Source organism: Streptomyces lunalinharesii, assembly GCF_039532155.1.
GTDB classification, from domain to species: domain Bacteria; phylum Actinomycetota; class Actinomycetes; order Streptomycetales; family Streptomycetaceae; genus Streptomyces; species Streptomyces lunalinharesii.
This window is the reverse complement of record NZ_BAAARK010000024.1, coordinates 1-18,985: the sequence shown is the minus strand read 5'-3', so window position 1 is coordinate 18,985 and position 18,985 is coordinate 1. Positions and strand designations below refer to the sequence as shown.

General features: G+C 64.9%; 16 protein-coding genes and 2 pseudogenes. 6 read left to right on the top strand and 12 right to left on the bottom strand.

The annotated features are described in order from the left end of the window. Positions 1-11: 11 nt before the first annotated feature. The 4 genes from ABD385_RS29150 to ABD385_RS29135 form a co-directional block, all read right to left on the bottom strand. On the bottom strand, positions 12-467 hold the full coding sequence (locus ABD385_RS29150; RefSeq protein WP_344581690.1) for a sigma factor-like helix-turn-helix DNA-binding protein: 456 nt from the start codon (positions 465-467) through the stop codon (positions 12-14). A 286-nt stretch (positions 468-753) separates the two neighbouring features. Further along, complete coding sequence (locus ABD385_RS29145; RefSeq protein ID WP_344581817.1) at positions 754-1,362, bottom strand: helix-turn-helix domain-containing protein; 609 nt, start codon at positions 1,360-1,362, stop codon at positions 754-756. Between the two features lie 640 nt (positions 1,363-2,002). Next, a complete protein-coding gene (locus tag ABD385_RS29140) occupies positions 2,003-2,269 on the bottom strand; it encodes a hypothetical protein (RefSeq protein WP_344581688.1) in 267 nt (88 codons plus the stop codon). A 582-nt stretch (positions 2,270-2,851) separates the two neighbouring features. Further along, complete coding sequence (locus ABD385_RS29135) at positions 2,852-3,466, bottom strand: hypothetical protein (RefSeq protein ID WP_344581686.1); 615 nt, start codon at positions 3,464-3,466, stop codon at positions 2,852-2,854. Positions 3,467-4,112: 646 nt separating this feature from the next. Between ABD385_RS29135 and ABD385_RS29130 the strand changes: the two genes are divergently transcribed. From ABD385_RS29130 to ABD385_RS29120, 3 genes are all read left to right on the top strand, one after another. Beyond that, positions 4,113-4,376, top strand: a complete 264-nt coding sequence (locus ABD385_RS29130; protein WP_344581684.1) for a helix-turn-helix transcriptional regulator — start codon at positions 4,113-4,115, stop codon at positions 4,374-4,376. 156 nt (positions 4,377-4,532) lie between these two features. Continuing rightward, positions 4,533-5,402: a DUF6083 domain-containing protein gene (locus ABD385_RS29125; protein ID WP_344581682.1), complete on the top strand. Its 870-nt coding sequence runs from the start codon at positions 4,533-4,535 to the stop codon at positions 5,400-5,402. A 51-nt stretch (positions 5,403-5,453) separates the two neighbouring features. Continuing rightward, on the top strand, positions 5,454-6,923 hold the full coding sequence (locus ABD385_RS29120; RefSeq protein WP_344581680.1) for a UvrD-helicase domain-containing protein: 1,470 nt from the start codon (positions 5,454-5,456) through the stop codon (positions 6,921-6,923). An 807-nt stretch (positions 6,924-7,730) separates the two neighbouring features. Here the strand turns inward: ABD385_RS29120 and ABD385_RS29115 are convergent. The 6 genes from ABD385_RS29115 to ABD385_RS41385 all read right to left on the bottom strand — a co-directional run bounded on the left by ABD385_RS29115 (position 7,731) and on the right by ABD385_RS41385 (position 13,266). Then, the gene (locus ABD385_RS29115) at positions 7,731-8,069 is read right to left on the bottom strand and encodes a hypothetical protein (protein ID WP_344581678.1); all 339 of its coding nucleotides are present in this window, start codon (positions 8,067-8,069) and stop codon (positions 7,731-7,733) included. Between the two features lie 358 nt (positions 8,070-8,427). Beyond that, entirely contained in the window at positions 8,428-9,582 is a 1,155-nt protein-coding gene (locus ABD385_RS29110) for an SMI1/KNR4 family protein (protein WP_344581676.1), read from the bottom strand. After that, on the bottom strand, positions 9,579-10,907 hold the full coding sequence (locus tag ABD385_RS29105) for a putative T7SS-secreted protein (protein ID WP_344581674.1): 1,329 nt from the start codon (positions 10,905-10,907) through the stop codon (positions 9,579-9,581). Before ABD385_RS29105 ends, ABD385_RS29110 begins: the two co-directional genes overlap by 4 nt. Next, positions 10,900-11,202, bottom strand: coding sequence for a hypothetical protein (locus ABD385_RS29100; protein ID WP_344581672.1), 303 nt, complete (start codon positions 11,200-11,202; stop codon positions 10,900-10,902). The genes ABD385_RS29105 and ABD385_RS29100 overlap by 8 nt, the downstream gene beginning before the upstream one ends. A 625-nt stretch (positions 11,203-11,827) precedes the next feature. Next, the gene (locus ABD385_RS29095; RefSeq protein ID WP_344581671.1) at positions 11,828-12,256 is read right to left on the bottom strand and encodes a hypothetical protein; all 429 of its coding nucleotides are present in this window, start codon (positions 12,254-12,256) and stop codon (positions 11,828-11,830) included. A 167-nt stretch (positions 12,257-12,423) separates the two neighbouring features. Then, positions 12,424-13,266, bottom strand: a complete 843-nt coding sequence (locus ABD385_RS41385; RefSeq protein ID WP_425585505.1) for a helix-turn-helix domain-containing protein — start codon at positions 13,264-13,266, stop codon at positions 12,424-12,426. A gap of 344 nt (positions 13,267-13,610) precedes the next feature. Between ABD385_RS41385 and ABD385_RS29090 the strand changes: the two genes are divergently transcribed. Then, complete coding sequence (locus ABD385_RS29090; RefSeq protein ID WP_344581669.1) at positions 13,611-13,835, top strand: helix-turn-helix domain-containing protein; 225 nt, start codon at positions 13,611-13,613, stop codon at positions 13,833-13,835. Positions 13,836-13,958: 123 nt separating this feature from the next. Here ABD385_RS29090 and ABD385_RS29085 read toward each other — a convergent pair whose 3' ends face one another. Beyond that, positions 13,959-15,371 carry a helix-turn-helix domain-containing protein gene (locus tag ABD385_RS29085; RefSeq protein ID WP_344581667.1) on the bottom strand — a complete coding sequence of 471 codons (1,413 nt, stop codon included), beginning with the start codon at positions 15,369-15,371 and terminating at the stop codon, positions 13,959-13,961. A 1,031-nt stretch (positions 15,372-16,402) separates the two neighbouring features. Between ABD385_RS29085 and ABD385_RS29080 the strand changes: the two are divergent. Continuing rightward, positions 16,403-17,220, top strand: a pseudogene (locus tag ABD385_RS29080) (transposase family protein). A 671-nt stretch (positions 17,221-17,891) separates the two neighbouring features. Further along, a complete protein-coding gene (locus ABD385_RS29075; protein ID WP_344581665.1) occupies positions 17,892-18,440 on the top strand; it encodes an erythromycin esterase family protein in 549 nt (182 codons plus the stop codon). A 419-nt stretch (positions 18,441-18,859) separates the two neighbouring features. Here the strand turns inward: ABD385_RS29075 and ABD385_RS29070 are convergent. Next, a pseudogene (locus ABD385_RS29070) lies at positions 18,860-18,985 on the bottom strand (IS630 family transposase); the annotation flags it as partial.

The window sequence follows — 18,985 nt, the reverse complement described above, 5'->3', positions numbered from 1 at the left end:
GCAGACCAGGATCAGGCCCTGCCCAGGCCGCGGCCGGCCACCTGCAGAAGGACAATCATGGCCGACTGGTCCACACCCATCAGATCGGCCGTGTCCTCCACCGACATACCCAATTCGTCCCGCAACAGCACGGCATCCGCCTGGCGCGCCGGAAGCACTTCATACAGGACGTCGACATCAGCGCCCGCACCCGGCGAAGCAGATCGCACAGCCGAGACGGTGTCCACCAGGATCTGCCACGATGCTGTGCACGGACGAGAACGACCCAGCACATCGGCCCAGATCGTCGACAGCGCACTGAAGGCTGCCACCACTGCGCCGTGGCCCAAGACCCCAGAGCCCAGTCGCGCCTCGGCATAGCGCAAGTACTTCTGCTCGTACAGCAGCCGAAACGCGACGAACCCTTGGAACGCTGATGGACAGTCACCCTTGCCTACTGGCGACCACGGCGCACTGGAGGGATACATTCGACAGGTCACCGGTCGCAATCGTTGTTGAGCCCGCCACCAGACAGACGGGACCTGCATGGTCAGCCGGCCAGACTAAATGCCGGGCAGAGTTGCCATCCCCGCCCACGCTGCCGCAGGCAGTCGACGTCAACGGATCAAACGAGGCCTGCCCGTCAGACCCCACCGGTCCTCACCCGCGTCAGCTCGGCTGACGGGGAAGCGCTCTGGGGGGCCGCGGGGGGCATACAAGGTGACGTGGTCTGGCCGGCTGAGCGCCGATGACGTGCCGGTGCACCAGAGGACGTCAAGCAGATCCCATGCTGTCATCAGCGTCGGAACCCGGCAGCATCGAACGTGACAACCCGTCAGGGGGAAAGTCCACCTGTGAGGCGAGGAAGGCGTAGTGAAACTCTTCCCAGAGCCGCCGAAAGTCTCCTGGATGACCACCCAGTCGGGCAATGAGAGCCCCCGCCGTTTCCCAGTCGGGGACGACATTCCCACGGAGCACTTCGGCCACGGTGGCTGCTGACAACTGGCCCTCGACGACGAGGCCCTCGAGCTCAGGGCAGGAAGCCGCCAAGTACAGCCCACGAAAGGCATCCTGCAGGCGTTGCGCCGAGCCCTCCACCGTCTGCCGGGGCGGGTAGGCTGCCCCTTGGGTGCGCTCCCACAGCATGCGCAGCTCTGATGCCTTCCCCCCGAAAATGGTTGCCAGCATGTGAACCACCGCCCAGCTCGGCACACGCTCATCGGCCAGCACACGTGAGACGTAAGAAGGCGAGAGATCAGCCTGCTGGGCCGCATCCTGGATGGTCATGCCGCTTTGGTGGCGCAAGTACGCCAGCGCGGATGCCAGCTGGTGCGACGAGCTTCCCGGGCCGGTAGTCCCTGCAGCAGTTGAGGGGCTCGGCACCCCTGCCTCGGTAGGCGCATAGCGTTGTGCGCTGATCTGCTGGGAGGGGCAAGGACCTTCTCCGTGGGCGCGACGTGTCAGCAGCCGTCTGACCCTCCGTTCGCTCCACCGGTCACGGGCCGTCTCGATGCTGACGCCTGCAGCGGCAGCTACTGACTCCCACCCAGTGCCGTTGGCCCGCGCATCGTGCACGGCCGCGGCCGTGTAGTAGCCGACCTCACGCGTCAGAGCGTTGGCATGCTCCAGCAATACGTCTAACGGCAAGTGCTGGTGCTCCGCTGCCACCAGGTGCGCCGCCAAGACGTGGACGCTTTCGGAAATCACGCGGCCCCACGAACAGGAATCCACGGTCTGTTGAGCACCGGCCTTGCCGTCGCGCTGACGCTGCGCTCGACGCCGACATGCGAGGTCGCAATAGTCCTTTTTGCGGCCAGGGCCCGCCCTTTGCTGGAAACGTCTTCCGCAGTGGGCGCAGCGCGCATGGCCAGAGTGAGGTTTCACTGAGTATTTCTCTCTCCCGTTCGGTTCCTTTTACGAGAGCGGGGGACGCAAAGGCGACGCGCCCCCGGCTCGCCGTCCGCTGGCCGATGACACCCCTGCCCCTGGCTGTCAGCGCGGCCAAGGGCAGGGGTGTCGTGCCTTACTTGAGGTAAATCCGCAGGTAGCGGACGTAGGAACCACCGGCGATGCCGGTCAGGGTCAGAAAGAACGCACCGCTCAGGAAGGCCACAGCAGCCCCATCGGTGGCTGCGGACAGCGCAGCTGGCACCGCGACGACGGCGCTCATCCGCACCGTGACATCGCAGACATGCAGTACACCGGTTTCGGCGCGGAAAACCCGAGGAATGCTAAATTCACGCGTCGTCGAGGGTAGAAACCCAGAACCCCGACGAAGTCGGTCGAACATTGATCCTCCGTGTCGATCGAAAACACACCCCCGGAGGAGTGGGCGCATTCCACTCTCCGGGGGCTCCCCAATCGGGGTGAGCTCGACGCTACAACGGGGGCCATCCCTTTCGCCATCGCTCGGCCGCTCCATGCAAACCGTCAACTTGCTTTAAATTTCACCAAGTTGGGCAGTGTTCGCTGCGCCCGCGTCTGCAAATCGGAAAATGGCAAAGAAATCTGATTGGGGTTTGATCGAACTCGCGGGCGCCGCGATCGCAGGCGATCACATTCTCGAATCTTTACGACTTCCACGGCAGACTCGCTGACGATGTGATTAGGGATACCGTAGGCAATCGCGGTCCGTACGAGCCCCTCGATCGGGTGAACTTGACGGCTCTAGGCACTCGTCTCGTGCAAAAACCCAGCCGCGCGCAGTCGGCTCGAAGCTCCTGCAGGCGAGAAGACCTGCAGAGCGTAGGTAGATGCATGAACCGGGCCGTGCGCCAGCTGCCTTGGGACGAAAGCTGCACGCGACACTGCTCGCGATGACCTCCCGGGAGAACGGGCGCGCTGTCCAGGCAATGCAGCTCAGGAGCGAGTGTCACAACGAGGCGGTGACGTGGCGGGGGAGGGTGCGTCTACTCCAGTCCACCAGTACCGGACCAAGACTCCAGGTGATGTCCTCCGAGCCCAGGTCATACGACCAAGACCCTGCCGCTCGCGCAGCAACCAGACGATCCAAAACGGCAGCCAGGTCATCCGGAGGGACAGCGCATACGCGCGCGAGCCGCTCGGCCTCCATGGCCCCTTGCATGCCATCGGGGGACAAATGCGTGGCCAAGGCCAGCCCAGCCAATTGCTCTGACGCCGACAGTTCACGCAACGCCGGAGAAGAGGTCAGGTGCAGCGCCGCGTGCGCGCCTTGGGCGCGGTCCGCCCGGCCCGGAACCTGTGTCAACACGGTTGCATCGAGCAACTGCACCCAGGTCCGACTGCGCACAGCCGGCAGGCGGGGGAGGGTAAGGGGCGTAAGCCATCCCGCCTCCTCCAACTCTCGCCACGGGCCAAGCTGCTGCGCCATGCGCATGGCACGCAGGAGGCCAACAGGAATCTGCAGTCGCCCTGAGCCGTTGGCCCGCAGCGCGCACTGGAGAGCAAGCAGCCGAGCACCGGCGCCGGCCTCGGGAGGCAAGGCGGCAGCCAGGTAGCTGAGCATCTCCCCAATACGGACTCTCGGCGACGGCGATCCATGGCTGCGCTGTTCGCGCCGCTTCACCTCACGTGGGCGGCGTCGTTCGACGACGGGGACGGCGGCCTCGGGCACCACGGCGCTGTGCGCAGTGGCCTGTGCGCACGCGATGCAGACATCGGCCAGCCGCCACAGACGCCCCCCACCGCTCCGCGTCAGAACCAGGGCGATCGGTCCGGTGCAGCCGCGGTGCCGCGGGTGCCAGCGGCAGCCACGTGCCTGGCACTGACACGTGCGCAGATAAGCGGGTAGGGCATCACGTTGCGCGTGACCGGCCAGGTGCTCCACCACCAAACGCTGCACCGTCGCTTCCCCCACGCGCAGTGGCTTACCTCCCGCAGGGCAATGCGGGCACGTCATTGCCGGGCCGTCGTGCTGCGAGCGCAGCTCGACGGTCCAGATGCGCCGCGTCAGTCGTCGGGTCGTGCACAGCCTCATGGACGCAGCCCTTTCTCTTCGTCCACGTCGATGGTTCCGCCAGCCCTGCCCGTGTGGGGGAGGGCTGGCGGAACGGTAGTGCAGACCTCTGCCCTTTCTCGCGCGGCCGCCACCTGCGGAAATAGGGCAGAGGTCTGCACTGACAGGGCAGGGTTCTGCACCGTCGGATGGTGGAGTGACGATCTTCCCGCCCGACCCGAACCTCACCGCCCTACGCCTAGAGCTGGGACGGCTGCGGGGCGAGCGCGGATGGACCTACGACGAACTCGCCCGCCGCACGGGCCTGGCTCGACGCACCCTCATCGAGATCGAACAAGGCCGCACCATCGGATCCCTCAAAACCTGGCACGCCCTCGCCCACGCACTCGACGTCAGCATCGACCACCTCCTCGGCGCCCTCTGCGATGGCCACACACCCCCCGGCGGAACCGCCGACTAACCTCCTCGGCCACCGGCGAAGGTTCACCCGAACCAGTCGGCGACAGCGAACACCTGAGCGCGACACCGAACACCTCTTCGTGGAGATTGGTCTGGGCGCGCGACATCACCGGAACGGTCGCCACGCCGCCGGCACAACGCCTGCCAGCGTCACGCCATGAGCTCCACCAGCCCCACCCGACGCCGATGGGACGGAAGCCCCCTCCGCCCCCACCACCCCCAACGCGCCCTCCGCGTCGACCCCCACAGCCCCACCCGGCTCCTACGCGCTGCCCAAACCAGCACCTGCCGCCACTGCGGCAACCACATCGACTGGTACACCCGCACCAACCAACAGACCATCAGCCTCCACCCCCACGAAGTCACCGCCTCCGCCGTCCCCGCGCAACACCGCTGGCACATCAGCTCCGGCATCGCACACCCCGCACACGACAGCACCCCCTGGTGCCGCATCCCCCACACCCCCCTCTGCCCCACCCACCCCACAAACGAGCCCCTCACCCCGAAGCTCACCGAACTACGCCGCCGCCTGGCCCTACGCACCCGCCACCTCATCGACACCGGCGCCTTCACCCCACAACCCACCCAACCCATCACCCCAACACAGCCAACCGCCTGCCGACCAGCCAGGCCGGTAGTGCAACTGCTCTACTGCCGCTACCTCGCCCCCACCCCCCTCGACAACATCCAGTGCGTCGCCCAGACCCGCCAACGCCGCCGATGCACCCACCATGTCCTCTCCCCACAAGCACCAGCGGGAACCTGGACACTCACACCCGCGACACCGCCCTGCGGGCAACTTGCCCTTCCCACATCACAGATGGCCATCTACAACCTCAACCACCTGCCCTCCCCAGAACAGCTGCGCTGGCGCGCCCAACGCTGCCCCCTCCACGCCGCCCCCTCACAGGCATCAGACCTGGCGCTGGCCGAATGGGAACTTTTCGACCCCCTCCTGCACCACACCCACATCCACACCCGCCTGCCTACGGCCACCCGACGCCGCCGTTCAGCAGCCAACCGATAGCACCACGTGAGCCCCCACGCCCGCACCCACCATCGACCAGACGGAACCCACGTGCTCAATCCCACCGACGAGCAAACCGCCGCCGCAGACCACTTCCACACTGGAGACCACCTGGTCCTCCAAGCTGGCGCCGGCACCGGCAAAACCACCACCCTGGCCCTCCTTGCCCACGCCACCAAACGCCGCGGCCGCTACCTCGCCTATAACCGCGCCATCGCCCAAGACGCCGCCACCCGCTTCCCTACCACCGTCACCTGCAAGACCGCCCACGCCATGGCCTACGCTGCCCTCGGCCACCGCTTCGCCCGCCGCCTGGGCGGCCCTCGCCAACCCAGCTGGCGCACCGGACAAGCCCTCGGCATCACCAAACCCCTGCGCATCGGCGACCACGACATCAGCACCCGCACCTTGTCGAACACCACCCTGCGCACCGTCACCCGCTTCTGCCACTCCGCCGACGACCACCTCAGCCGTCACCACGTGCCCCGCCTGCGCGGACTCGAAGACGACGCCCTCCACGCCCAGCTCGCCGAGACCGTCGTGCCCTTCGCCCGCAAGGCATGGGCCGACCTGCAACACCCCGATGACGGCGTGGTCCGCTTCGACCATGACCACTACCTCAAGATCTGGGCCCTCACGCACCCCCAGACCACCGCAGAATTCCTGCTCCTGGACGAGGCCCAGGACACCAACCCCGTCGTCGAGCAGATCTTCACCGCCCAACGCGACCACGCCCAGCTGGTAATGGTCGGCGACTCCGCCCAGGCCATCTACCACTGGCGCGGCGCCCGCGACGTCATGACCGGCTTCGAAGGCACCGCCCTGGCCCTGTCCCAGTCCTTCCGCTTCGGCCCCCGCCTGGCAGCTGAAGCGAACAGGTGGCTGGCCATCGCCGACGCTCCGATCCGCCTGAGCGGCACCGAGACGGTACCCACGCAAGTAGGGCCAGCGGACCGCGCGGATGCGGTGCTGTGCCGCACCAACGTCGGCGCCATGGCCACCGTCATGGACCTGCTGGCCACCGGAGTCCGAGTCGCCCTGGTCGGGGGAGGAGAAAGCCTGCAGGCCCTGGCGCTTGCCGCCCGCAATCTCAAGGAAGGCCGTCGCACCGCACACCCGGAACTTGTGCTGTTCACCTGCTGGGGCGAGGTGCAGGACTACGCCACCCACGACGCAGCCGGCCGCGACCTCCAGCCTCTGGTGGACCTCGTCGACACCCACGGCACTGACGCCCTCCTCACCGCTATCTCCCGCATCCTCCCCGAGGGCCAGGCCGAAGTGACCGTCTCCACCGCCCACAAGGCCAAAGGCCGAGAATGGCCCAGCGTCCGCATCGCCGACGACTTCACCCCACCCGAGGACAGTGAAGAGCACGGCGAGACCGGCCGGCCCCTTCCCGGCCCCATTGACGACGGCGAAGCACGCTTGGCCTACGTAGCCGTCACCCGCGCCCGCCACCACCTCGACTTGGGCGGATTGTCCTGGATCGAGGATCACCCGGACGGTCAGGCCGCCCCGTGACGCTCAGGCTGGGACCCATTTGCGCTAGCGTGTAGCGGTCACTATGCGCCGGAGCCTCGTTCGCGGAATGCACTGGGCACAGGAGAGCACTGGGAGTTGGCTGCAGGACCCAAGAAGCTGTAGACCGTGGCGTCCTACACCTGGCCCTGATCTGTGCTCTGGCGAGCGACTTGCCCTGAGCGGAGCGGAGTTACTGCTTCCCGAGAGCGTCCGCGTTCATGGGGCAGGGCGGACTACCCGGATGCTCAGCTGAGTTGCGGAACCGTGATGCGGCGGTCTGGTCAATCACCAGCAGGCGATGGCGATACGGATCTCACCGGTCAGCCTCTGCGACTCCCGGCAGTTCGCGGGCGAGGAAGAACAGCGCCGCGCTCTGGCCGACTACCTCAATGGCCGTGGCGCAGGGGCGGGACGACCTGGAGAGAGGAGAAGTACTGCTCTGAACTTCAGATGTACACGGTGGAGTTCGGGCCTGGCCGGCAGGCCAGGATCACAAGCGCTGCAGGATCTCGGGGCATAGCATTCCGGGGCGCTGGCACTGGAGTGATGCCGGGTGGCTGCATGACGCCAGGTCGGGACCCGAGCCAGCAGGACACGTGGCTGAAGTGGCAGCAGACCTGGCGAGCGGCGGCGCTCGTCCGGTCGATGTCGGCCAGCCTACGTGCCGCCATCTCCTTGAACCACGCCTGCTGCTCGGCCGCTTGGCTCTCCCGTTCCTCCGCCCGCCATAGAAAGGGGTCGCCTGCTGGCTCCAGCCCATCGGACAGCCGGCTGCGTGCCGGTGCGCCCTCCGTTGATGGTGCAGTTTCAGCGGTGGGTCGTGAGCAGTACGGGTATCACGACTGCGGCCGATGCGACTCCAGTGACTGCCAGTGTGATGCGGGCCGTACGCATGACGGGCCACCACGGCAGCAGCGCTGAGAGCAGTACGAGCACCGTTCCGGCGCCGTAGAGAACAGGTGCTGCGGTAAGCGGCACGGTCACGGTCACGGGGCAACGGTCGGGCCCGCACGAGTCGGTGTACATCATGCTGAAGCTGTAGAGGAAGAAGCCAACGAAAAAGAGCGGGACAAGCGCGGAAGCGCCGAGCAGCGGAGGCAGCCACCACTGCGGGTCGCGCTTCGACCTGCCCGAGTTTGCGTTCATGGCATGAAGCCAAACCGCTCTTCGAGGGATGACGCATCGGTACAGCTACTCATGCCACCGAGAGGGCGTACTCACGCGGTGCGTTGGCCATCGTTCCAGGCCGGTGTCCGCTTCGCTGATTCCTGTCCGCGGCTGGTCCGTGGACAACCGGCCGCCCACCGTGGATGACCCGGGGGCCGGCTGGGCGCCGACGGCGGTCGGGCGGGCATCCGGCAGCTGTTACGGCTATACGTGCGGTAAGGAAGCCTGTGGGTACGCGGTTCCCGGGTGACGGAATCTCCAGCGTCTTGCGCTGATGAGCACCAACACCGGTAGGTTGTGACTGTGCTCCTGTGCCCTCGACAGGCCGGGGTGGGTATCAGCCGCCGGGCAGGGGCTCGGGGTAGCGCTTGAGGACCTGGGCGGGGTGTTCTTCGTCGGTGAGCCAGAGCACTACGTGGTAGTGGTCCTCGCCTTCCAGTCCGTCTTCGGAGATGGCGTGCAGGTCGTGGGAGTAGACGCGCACGGCGTAGGTGCCGGGGGTGAGGGGGATGCGGGGGAGTTCGTCGTCGAAGTCCTGCATGGAGATCAGGAGACGTCCGGAGGGGAGCGTGAGGCTGGCCTGGGTGACGTGATCGGCCTGCTGAAGTTCCTTGTCGTCGTCGGCCGGGGGCGTGTGGCGCACGTCTACGGTGACGGGAACGTCGAAGGGGCGGCCGGCTCCGACCCCGACAACGCCGGGGGCGGTGTTGATCCAGTTCTCAGCCAGTGTGTCGAACCAGGCCGGTTCGGGTTCGCCCAGGCGTGCGTCGTCGTCCTGGATCAGCAGGGTGGAGTAATCGGCGAAGACCTCGAGTTCATGGTGGGAGAGCAGGTCGGGGTCGCTGGGGGGCGGGGTGGCAGTCATCTGGAAGTGGGCTCCGTCGGGCAGCGCGTGCAGGGTCTGGGCAAGGGGGCCGCGGATGCGCATGCACTGTGCGGCCTCTTTGACGGCAAGGTTGTCGTCCTCGTAAGTACCACCGAGGGTGAAGAAGCGCAGAGGGATCAGGCGCTGGTCGTGTGAGAGAGGGCCGTGGTGGTCCTGCCAACTGGTGGCGAAGGCGTGGGTGCCGTTCACGTCGGGGTCGGCCAGGAGCCACTGCGCCCACTGTTCCAGGCTGTCGCCGAGGATGGTGCTTTCGGCGGTTTCCGGGTCGAAGCGCACCACGTGTCCCTCGTTGTCGAGGGCGAACTGGGTACCGAAGAGGTCTTGAGCGAAGCACAGCAAACCATCGGCCAGGCCCTCGTAGGTGTGCTTCCAGGTCTGCGGATCGTTCCAGGTCTGCAGGTCCGGACCCAGGCCCTCGGTACCAGCCCGGAACACCTGCAGGCCGGCGTTGAAGGCGGTGAGGCCGTTGTGGCGCGTCAAGAGCGCAGCCAACTCACCGTAGGCCCCGTCGGAGCGGTCCAGTTCCACGGTGACGGGTGGCCCCAGGGGGTAGCGGGCTCGTGCGATGAACGTATCGAGGTACTGGGGATCGAAGGGCGTGGTCATGCAGTTATCACCGTCACGTGTTCGCCGTTGTCGAGGCCACTGAGCTGGTTCTTCATCGAGCTGCCGGCCCCACGGTTGTCGCTCCGATCTATGTACTTCACTGAGGCGCCGAAGCCGCCTTCTTTGAACATCGCCGGCGGGTACTCGTCGCGGTCTAGTTTCTCAGCGCCTCGTGTCGGTATCCCGCTCAAGGACGCCTTGCGATTGTCGCGGGCGCCGTCACGGTCGATCGTCAGATCCGCGGGCTGCTGTTGCTCGCGCCGTTCGTCTCCGCGCCAGGAGATTCCGGATTGGGCCTCGTCGACGTGCTGGGCGGTCTCGGGGTACTTCACCTTGTCGATGATGACGTAGTGCCCACGGCCGCCAACGTCTCTACCGCCACCGCCACCACCGTGGCTGCCGCCGTCCTCGATATCGGTCGCCTCGCGATCCGCCCTGTCTTCGACGTCTCTTCCCGCCTCCTCCGTGCGGTGTTCGACATCATCGCCGGCGCCTTCGGTAGAGGTTTCCACCTCTTCGCCTGTGGTTTCCAGGTCGCGTGAACCGTCGCGGAATCCCAGGCCCGACAGTACGGTTGCGCCGGCGTGCAGAGCTCCGCCTGCAATCTTTCCGCCGGCCTTGATCTCCTCTCCAAGCAACGTGCCGGCGCCCTGCAGGGCCATGTTCTCCACGTGCCCGGCTCCGCGCAGCGCACTGGCCGCACCGTGACGTATCCCGCCCGCGAGAGAGTCCAGCCCCGTTTCCACCGCATCGACGGCTTTGTCCCACAGTGTTGGTTTCGGTGGCGCCGCCTCCTGGGCCTTGGTCACCGCCCCGGCGCTGCGATTTCCCTCTGCCTGCACCTGGCCGCGGGCCCGGGCCAATAAGGACCGAGCCTGCTCCCGAGTTGCCTCGCCCGGGTCCGAGAACGGGGCAAGGGCAGAAGCTCCGCCCACGCCGTTCTGCTGTTGGGCTTGCTCGGCGGCTCGCTCGTAAGCCGCCTTCGCTTGTTGCGTCTGCCTCTCACCCTGCTCCCACAGCGCGATGGCTTCGCGCGCCTGCTCCTGCGCCCATGTCAGAGTGTTGCTGTAGGAGTTCAGGGCCTGCGCGGCGTCGTGGAAGGCGTCACCACAGGTGATCCAGCGTTTCGGTTCCTCATCGTAAAAATCGTGGAAGGCGTCCGCCGCTTTCCCTTTCCAGCCATCGTGGTCCAGGTTTCGCAGTCCCGAACCGACCCGGGACAAGGTCTGCCCGAACTGGGTCAGGAGGCGAGCCGTGGCCTGCACGGCCTTCACATCGCCTGGCACCAAGTCCTTCGGGTTCCGACTTTCCCCCAGCTCAGCCATGCACACCACCACGGGCGAGCTGGGTGATATGTGCCAGGTTTGCGGCGACCTGGTGGTCGACCTCCAGATAGGCGCCTGCTGTGTCGATCAAATTGCGCGAGAGCCCCCGACCGTCCTTCGTCAGGTTCTTCACCCCTACCTGCCACCGCTCGCAGAAGCCGGCCAGTGCTGCGCTCAGACCTTCATGCCCCACGGCATCCGCGTCACACTCGATGTCCTCGACACTGTGACTCTCCAACAGCGCCATCAGATCCGCCGCCCCCACCCCGGCGTTCTTGAGCGCCTCTATATCCACGGAGAACGACTCCGCCCCCACCCGCTGTCACTCCCTCAAATCGACTGCGCACACCAACACGCAGCGGCACCACCGCCCAGTTGCAGGGCCAAGGTATCCCGAGCCCATCGCTCGATCAGTGATGCCAAGCCTGCCAGCGCTGTAAAGGTGTCCTAAACGAGGGGAGGAGCCTGATACAGGACGAGTTGCCGCAACTCGCCTAGCTGCACCTCGTGTAGCCACTACCGCCCCCGGCGACGTTCTGGGTCCCGCAGCTACCGCCAGCAGGTCACCCTCGTGCCGAACCCGAGCTTACCGGGCGGCTGTTCCCACGGGATTCCGGTGTGGAGGACGAACAAGATGACGCGGCACAGCACCTTTCGGTCCTCCAGCACCTTCTTCTGGCTCAGCCGCCGCTGATGAAAACTGGGGACGAGGGCAGCAACGGCTCGATTCTCAACCACAACTCATCGTCAACCGGCCATGGTTGAGGGTTCCGCTTACCCATACCCAAGCAACCGACGCATCCGCCCGAAGGAAACAGCTGTCAGCGTTGCGTTAAGGAGCTATCAGGCCAAGACGAGAAGCGTTAACTTAACGCTGGCCGCTCGCGCGGAACGGACACTGTCGGTTTCTTGCTTGACCTCTATTCCCTCTGTTTGAGGCTGTCGATAACTCCCTCCAGTGCAACGAGGCGCTGCTCGTGCCATCGGAGCTTTTCTGCGCAATCCTCCGCCGCTTGAACGTGATAATTTCTGGTATCAATTGTTGTGCTCCCCGGGAGCATCATTTCGTGGAAGTTGAATGCGGAGCGGTATTTGTCGATGTAGCCCCGTAGGTCGTCGGCTTCGATTTGTAATTCGACGAAAGTCTCGCCGAAAGCTCCTTCCGCGTGAGTAGTTAGGGTTTCTGTACAAGAGCGAGAAATGCCAGGAGAGGAATTGCGGGCACCCGCGTCTTCTTGCGCATCTCTGAAGTTCGAGTGCTCGGATATCGAGAGAGGAAGGTTCTGGCCTTTCGTCATGGTGACATGGTACTTATCTTCGGCGATTTTGATTGTGTCGTAGTGGATCATTTCTATCCTGACGCTTGCGCTAGTTGGAATTTCGAAGGTGGAGTATCGAGGGTCCATGTGCATGGATCCAGTACCGTACGCGATGCTCGCGCCCCGCCTTTGATCGAAGGCAGGATTTGGGAAGGATGAAAGGATGAATGGTGAGCAGGCTGGCGATAAGTCAATACTTAAACCTTCAGCCCTTCGCGGAATTCGGCAAGATTCCGATGGATTCGAGGTCGAAGGATTGGCTTCTTTGGCCGGGGTTCGTCATTCCTGCGAAACATCAGTAGGAATAGGCGCATTTCCGGCGAACTCAGCGGTGCGCTCACGCACATAGTGACCCAGCCAGGCCCCAACTCGGCATGAAACAGTGGCTGCTCGTCACCGTCAGGATGGGTGTAGCCGGCGGGAACGCCCCTGTATAGACCCCGTGTACGCGGGTCAGTCAGGCAGCGCTCCTTCAGATGCAGCAGCGTCGGGTTATCCCGGTGCTGGGCTGCGGCAGCGCGAACTTGAGGTACTACCACTGGGGCCCAGGAGTTCTCCCAGTCCATCAGCACCTTGTTGCGGGCGTCATCGCTGAATAGTATCCACCATAAGCTATTTACTGGCACTCGCTGGTTTGGGAACATCCTTGCGAGAGGTTCGTTATATGCGAGGATGTTCCCGGCGTAATCGCAGACGTATGCCATGGATTTAAATCCCTCTACGACCTCCATCCAGAAGTGTAGTACTGGTGCTTGGGATTCCCTGGAAAGCAGAAAGGGTGGCTGTTCCCCTCGAGCGTATCCGTAAAATGAATTCCATTCTTGCTCGGTGAGCTTAAGAATGGTCGCAATGGAATAAAGGTACTCCGGAGATGGGTTGTCCAGGGCTCCTCGCTCCAGCTTCCCGTAGGTGCCGGGAGAGCGGTTGGTCAGCTGATCCATGTGTGCCTGAGAGAGGCCTGGCGACTTTCTACCCCTTGGGTCACCTCGAGTGATGTCGACACTTTCGGGGGTGATTAATGCCCTCCGCTCGCTGAGCATCTGGCGCATCGCTTCAGGATCCACAGTGCACTGCCTCCTCTCGACTGTACGCACTCCTGGACGGTTTTTATAGGGGCCGGATTTACCTGGAAAAGTGCGGCCTTGGAAAGCGTAGAACATTCCCCTAGCCTCGACCAGCAGTCAGTGAACATGAAGGTGGACAAAAGGGTGATTTTGAACATTCCTGCCACGATTTGTCGGTCCGTGCACAGGGCCGAGCTCAACACCGCACAGGAGGTCCGCACTGCGAGGGGAGGCGGTATCAGCGCGACTGCCGGGGGGCCAAGGGCCGGAAGACGGCGATCAAGCGCTTATACGGGAGATGACGCGGAGGGCCTGGTCTGATGCTCCCTGAGAACCAGCACAAGATCGATTGCCACCTCGGTCGGCTGCTGGCCGACCGAGACATGACCCTGGCTGAGCTTGCTGAACGTATTGGACTGACGGTCGCGAATCTCTCGGTCCTGAAGAACGACCGAGCCAAGGCCATCCGCTTCAACACCCTGAGTGCCGTCTGCCGCGAACTCCACTGCCAACCCGGAGATGTTCTGACCTTCGGTGTCCAGTGAGGTCTCTCAAGGCAGGGAGCACAGAACACGTGGGGCGGGAAGCCACACGGCGCGGGATGTGCGGGCCGAGTGCCCGGGAGGCGGTCATCAAACCGGCTTCTGCTCGCCAGCCGGTGTCCACACTCAAGCGTCAGCAGCACCTCTCGGAAACTTGCTCTCCGCGAGGTGTTCAGCCAAAATGCGCCACGCCTCGGCAGCCAGGTCGATGCTCGATGCCTGTTGGGCCTCGTCACCCAGTTGCCTGAGCCGCTCAACCCCCTCGCTTGCGCGACCATCGAGGATCGCCAGCTGACTTTGGAGGATGTTCAGCCGGATCTGGTCCCGGTAAGTCAGCAGCAGATCCCCTTCCTGACCCAGCTCCGCACACCTTGCTCGTGCGTCGCTGAACCTGCCCTCATGGAAGGCCAGATGAGCCTGGAGAGTGGTTAGCTCCTGCCGTAGCACCGTGGTACCGACGAGCGCCACGGGCGACGCTACCTGTTCGAGATAGTGGCGGGCGTTCTCGGTACGAGGCGGACGCGACTGGAGGTACAGTGACGCAGCGGCAAGTCGTAGCCGCACCCACAAAACCAGGTCGGTGCGGCTGCTGAGACTCTTCAAGGCTTCTTCCAAGCACTGCTCAGCGCCCACGTAGTCGCCTTGCCGAATGCGTACCGTTGCGGCGGCCCAGAGGGCCTCAGCTCGCAGAGTGTCGGACTGACCGTCTACCAGGGTGACCAACTCGTCGGCATGCCCGCTGGCATCGGGCAGTCGGCCAGCTTCAGCCTCCACAGAGACCAAGGCCAGCAATGCCGGCCCCAGGTCGTGCGTGGGCAACTTCGCTTCCCGGGCTGACTGATATGCCCGCATGGCCACCTTGATTGCCTTGGTGATCTCGCCAGAGGAGCGGAGGCACCGAGCGAGCTGGGTGCGTGCCCGGCACTGTAGCTCCGGAAGCTCCAACTCATCAGCGATGGTCACCAGTTCTTCGAGGCAGTCTTGTTCCTCGACGCGCTCGCCGTGCATGCGTCGGTACTGGGCGACTAGCCACAGCGCTTGCCACCGCAGCGATGGATCCTCGTTGTGCACGGTGCTGAGAACGGTGATGAGGTCCTCAATGGACTCTCTGCTACCGGCGGAGGCGGCGATGGTCAGTGCCTGCGCGAGGGAGTTCCGGGTTGGTTCGTCGAACACGGACCGATCTACGCCGAGGCGCTCGGCCATGTACTTGATGATCTTTTCCGTAGGCTGCCGGGCCCCGGACTCGAGACGGGACAGGTAACCGGTGGACATGCCGTCCCCCGCGAGGGCAGCCTGGGACAGGCCTCGCCCTGTCCTAAGTTCTTTGAGCCGACGGCCGAAGTGGGGCTGTTCCACCATGAAATTCCCAGCAGAGTTGTCCGGACGGGTGTACTTCTGCTGGCGGTCGCTCTGGTTCGCTAGGTGGCGATGTTGCGGCATCTCTCCCCAGCGGTCCGGAACGCCGCGGAGGCGAAGGACCCCGACTGATCCAGTGATCATTTGACTGGCAATCGCCAACGTTTTGACGATCGCCACAAGACTGAGTGTATGGCGCAGGAACACCTGTTGGCAATCACGTGCCACGAACTGTAGCGGGAAGCATTCTCTCGGCTTGACGCAGGAGCGCGATCGCTTGGCACATCGTTTGGCAATATGTTGCCAGGCGATGTGCCAAGCGATAGGTTTGCCGTTACCGAGGGTGCATCGCCCTCGGGTTCCACGTTTCGCCTGTGAGGATGATCATGCCAAAGCTCACGCGTTCCGCTTGCCTTGCCGCGCTTTGCGCTTTAGTGCTGGGAGTCTCCAGCAGCGTTCCCTCGCTGTCCATCGACTGGCCTGCCTCGATGGGTCACTCCCACGTGGCTGCCGGCAACGGCCCGGACATCGACTGGCCCGCGGCAGCTTAGGTGACGGTTGGCCCCGGCTGGGGCGAGCGAGGTGGGCGACGCGAAGGCGGCACGATTTGTCTCACGTTCTGCATGGGGCGGCCGCCATCGGTTCATGCCGACACTCGCTTCGGTGTCCAGGTTTCGAGCCTTGCCATCGTGCTGTGTTGACAGCGGGCCGTGGGTATGTCGCGACCGTTGTGATATTCCTGATGGCCATGCACGTGCGGCGTCCCTGGGGATGGTGGAGGAGGGCTGAACCTTATCCAGGTACGCGAGGGTCAGCCCCGCCGTTCATGCCCACTTGTCGGCCACGCCTGGGGTGGTCCTGCGGCGTGCCTTCGCTGAAGTCACCGCTCCCTCGCCCGTGTCCCGCAGTGGGGTGAGCTTTGGTGTTCAGCGGGCGCTATTGAGGCATCGCGGGGTTCGACCGGATGCTGGAGCACGGGCCGCATAGCCGTCAAGGACGCTCGCTGCGTTAGAAGGCGAGCCATCCTGACGCTAGGCAAAAGGTTGCCTCACCTGCATCTAAATTGGCAATGCTGCGCTCCGGCTGCCGCTGACCACCGACTTTGACCCCATCCCATCGGCCGTCGACGACCACAGCCGCCTAACGAGTTGGTGCGTGATAGCGGGTGAGGTGCCGCGCCTGGGCGGTGGCATGATCCGGGTGTGGCGATCATGGTCGATCGGGCGGTGCTGGTGCATCGGCTGTTCATTGGGATCTCTTGGCGTCATCTCGCCTGTCTGATCGAGGAGTTGGCGGCGCCGTGGGAGGCCGGCCTTGAAGGCCGTCGGCATGCTGTACGAGGCGGGGGCCGGCACCGGCTGGTGGCCATGCTGATCCACTTGCGGCACAACCTGCCGCACTCGGTTCTCGGGCTGCTGTTCGCGTCGACCGCTCCACCATTACCCGCGCGATTGGAGAGACACGTATGCTCCTGGCGAGGCGGGGGTGCGTGGTCCCCAACCGGCCCGGCCTGCGCCTTCGAACCCTTGCGGATGTGTTCGCCTACGCCCAGGCCGAAGGCGTCGAGCTGCGGCTGGATGCCACCGAGATCCAGGTCCGCCGGCCACCAGGTGGCCGCGGCGAGCGTTCGTGTCGGGCAAGAAGAAGCAGAACACCATGAAGGCCACCGTCATAGCGGACTGGCGGGGCCGCACATTATGGACCGATGCTCTGCGACCTGGGCGTATGCATGACGTCACAGCGGCCCGCAACGAAGGCATTGCCATCTGCTTCCAGCACTTCCCGACGTCGAGGTCCTCCTGGGCGACGGCTACCTGGGCCTGAGCCGCGACCACCCCGGCCAGGCCATCACCCCGCCGCGAAAGCCGCGCCCCGGGGCACTGCCCGGGAGAGTCGAACAGTGGGAACACGACCGACACGACCACTCGTCCGACCGCATCACCGTCGAACACGCCCTGGCAGATCACAAACGCTGGAAGCAACTGGCCCGCCGGACCACCGACGCGACCGCCTGCCCGACGCCTACTGAGCCATCGCCGGCCTCGTCTCCGACCGCACCGTCGCCGCCTCAAAACAGGCTACGACCAGGCCAGACAAGCCTCACCCACTATCCCGCACCAACTGGTAAGAGGGCGTTATGCGGCTTGATGGAAGGGGCAACTCGACTGGCCGGGGGGCCACTCCCACCAAGTCTGAGTCGGACTGTTCCCTCAACCGTGCCCGTAGATCCGCATGTAACAGTCAGAGGGCCCGGCTCAAAATCAGCCTCGGTAACGGGCACCAGCTCGCATAGGCCCTCCGTGAACGCCGTGCCTCGCGAGCAAGCGCCGGAATACTCGTGTGCCGGGTACGACACCCGGTGCTAGGTTTCCGAACATGGCAGTCTGCAGCAAGTTTCTCTGACGAGGTTCATCGCCGGACACGACACGCCGTTGACCCAGTGGCCCGGCGCCGGTTGCGCCTGCGCGTCGTCGCGTCGCTCGTTCGCCCGCGGGCGAACGAGCGACTGTGTCCTGAACCTCCGAGCTGGGAAATGAGCTCTGCCAGTGCCTGTTCAGCCTTCTTCCCGTACCGTGCTCGCCGATTGGTTCCGCGAGCACTCCACCACCCTGACCACCCTTGATCCGCAGCAGCCCCTCGAAGTGCTCCGGGAGATCGTCGGCGATGCGCGGATTGTCGCCGTCGGCGAAGGTGCCCTCCGTGGAGTTTGGCTTCAGCGAAGTCTTCCTGCTCGACCGCTGGCTGCAGGGCGAGGGAGACGGCAGTGATCTGGCGAAAGTGAGCCGGGCCGCCGCCGAGTGGGGCGCCGCAGATCTCATGCACTGGTTACGCGACCACAACCGCACCAGCGGGCACGCCTTGCGCTTCGCCGGCCTCGACCTCCCCGAGGCCGACGGAGCGTTCCGGCCTGCCCTGGAGCCGGTGGCCGTCTACCTACGCGAGGTCGAGCCCGACGCGCTCCCTCTCGTCGATGCGGTCTTGGAAATCAGTGATCGGTTCCTCAAGGGCTGTGGTCCCGGCGCTACGGCCGCGCCCGCGTGGGCCGGCCTGGAGACCGCCGAGCAGAACGAGCTGACCGTCACCCTGGCACGGCTCTTGCTGGGGCTGTGTGCCGTCCAACTGCTCTACGTCTCCCGTAGCAGCCAGACCCGCTTCGACATCGTCGAGCGCCAGGTGGAAGCGGCCTGCCACATCGACTACATGTTCCGGGCGGGGAACGCCCGGAAGTATCGAGGCCGCGCTTACTGACGCCGGATTCGCCGACCGGATCACCTTGACCGACCCGCGTCACACACCACGCGACGCCCAGGGAGCACCACTGCTCAACGGAATCCGTTTCCAGAGCTCCCATCTGAGCACCTCGGTCCCTGAGGCGTTCGATGCCGTGCTCGCCGTTCCGACGGTGACTCGGGACCGCACGGTGCGCCGAGCAAGTGGGGCCTTTGGACGGAGGCCCCACCTGCCTACGGCTCAAGGAAGCCGACTCGGTGCCGCCTGCACCGGATAGGGGATACGCAACGCGCGAGGGCAAAGCCAACCGGGATCGTCCAACTTCGCAGAGGAGGTGTTATATAGGAGTCTGTCGGACTTCAGTTGAAGTGGCTCTGGAGCGACCGGTGTCGGCTTGGCGTGGGTGAACAGCCCGGGTTCGGGTTCGGCAAGGATGCCTAGTGACCTGAGTCGGAGATTCGGTGGCAGTAGGCGGCGACTTTGTCGAGGATCTCGTCGGCTGTCTTCGTCCAGACGAATGGTTGTGGGTGGTCGTTCCAGTCGGCGAGCCAGGCTCGGATGTC

What these genes read in the sequence shown, in the direction of transcription:
- ABD385_RS29150 (WP_344581690.1), bottom strand. Translation starts at nt 467, where the DNA reads ATGTATCCCTCCAGTGCGCCGTGGTCGCCAGTAGGCAAGGGTGACTGT.
- ABD385_RS29140 (WP_344581688.1), bottom strand. Translation starts at nt 2,269, where the DNA reads ATGTTCGACCGACTTCGTCGGGGTTCTGGGTTTCTACCCTCGACGACG.
- ABD385_RS29135 (WP_344581686.1), bottom strand. Translation starts at nt 3,466, where the DNA reads ATGCTCAGCTACCTGGCTGCCGCCTTGCCTCCCGAGGCCGGCGCCGGT.
- ABD385_RS29125 (WP_344581682.1), top strand. Translation starts at nt 4,533, where the DNA reads ATGAGCTCCACCAGCCCCACCCGACGCCGATGGGACGGAAGCCCCCTC.
- ABD385_RS29115 (WP_344581678.1), bottom strand. Translation starts at nt 8,069, where the DNA reads ATGAACGCAAACTCGGGCAGGTCGAAGCGCGACCCGCAGTGGTGGCTG.
- ABD385_RS29110 (WP_344581676.1), bottom strand. Translation starts at nt 9,582, where the DNA reads ATGACCACGCCCTTCGATCCCCAGTACCTCGATACGTTCATCGCACGA.
- ABD385_RS29105 (WP_344581674.1), bottom strand. Translation starts at nt 10,907, where the DNA reads ATGGCTGAGCTGGGGGAAAGTCGGAACCCGAAGGACTTGGTGCCAGGC.
- ABD385_RS29095 (WP_344581671.1), bottom strand. Translation starts at nt 12,256, where the DNA reads ATGATCCACTACGACACAATCAAAATCGCCGAAGATAAGTACCATGTC.
- ABD385_RS41385 (WP_425585505.1), bottom strand. Translation starts at nt 13,266, where the DNA reads ATGCTCAGCGAGCGGAGGGCATTAATCACCCCCGAAAGTGTCGACATC.
- ABD385_RS29090 (WP_344581669.1), top strand. Translation starts at nt 13,611, where the DNA reads ATGCTCCCTGAGAACCAGCACAAGATCGATTGCCACCTCGGTCGGCTG.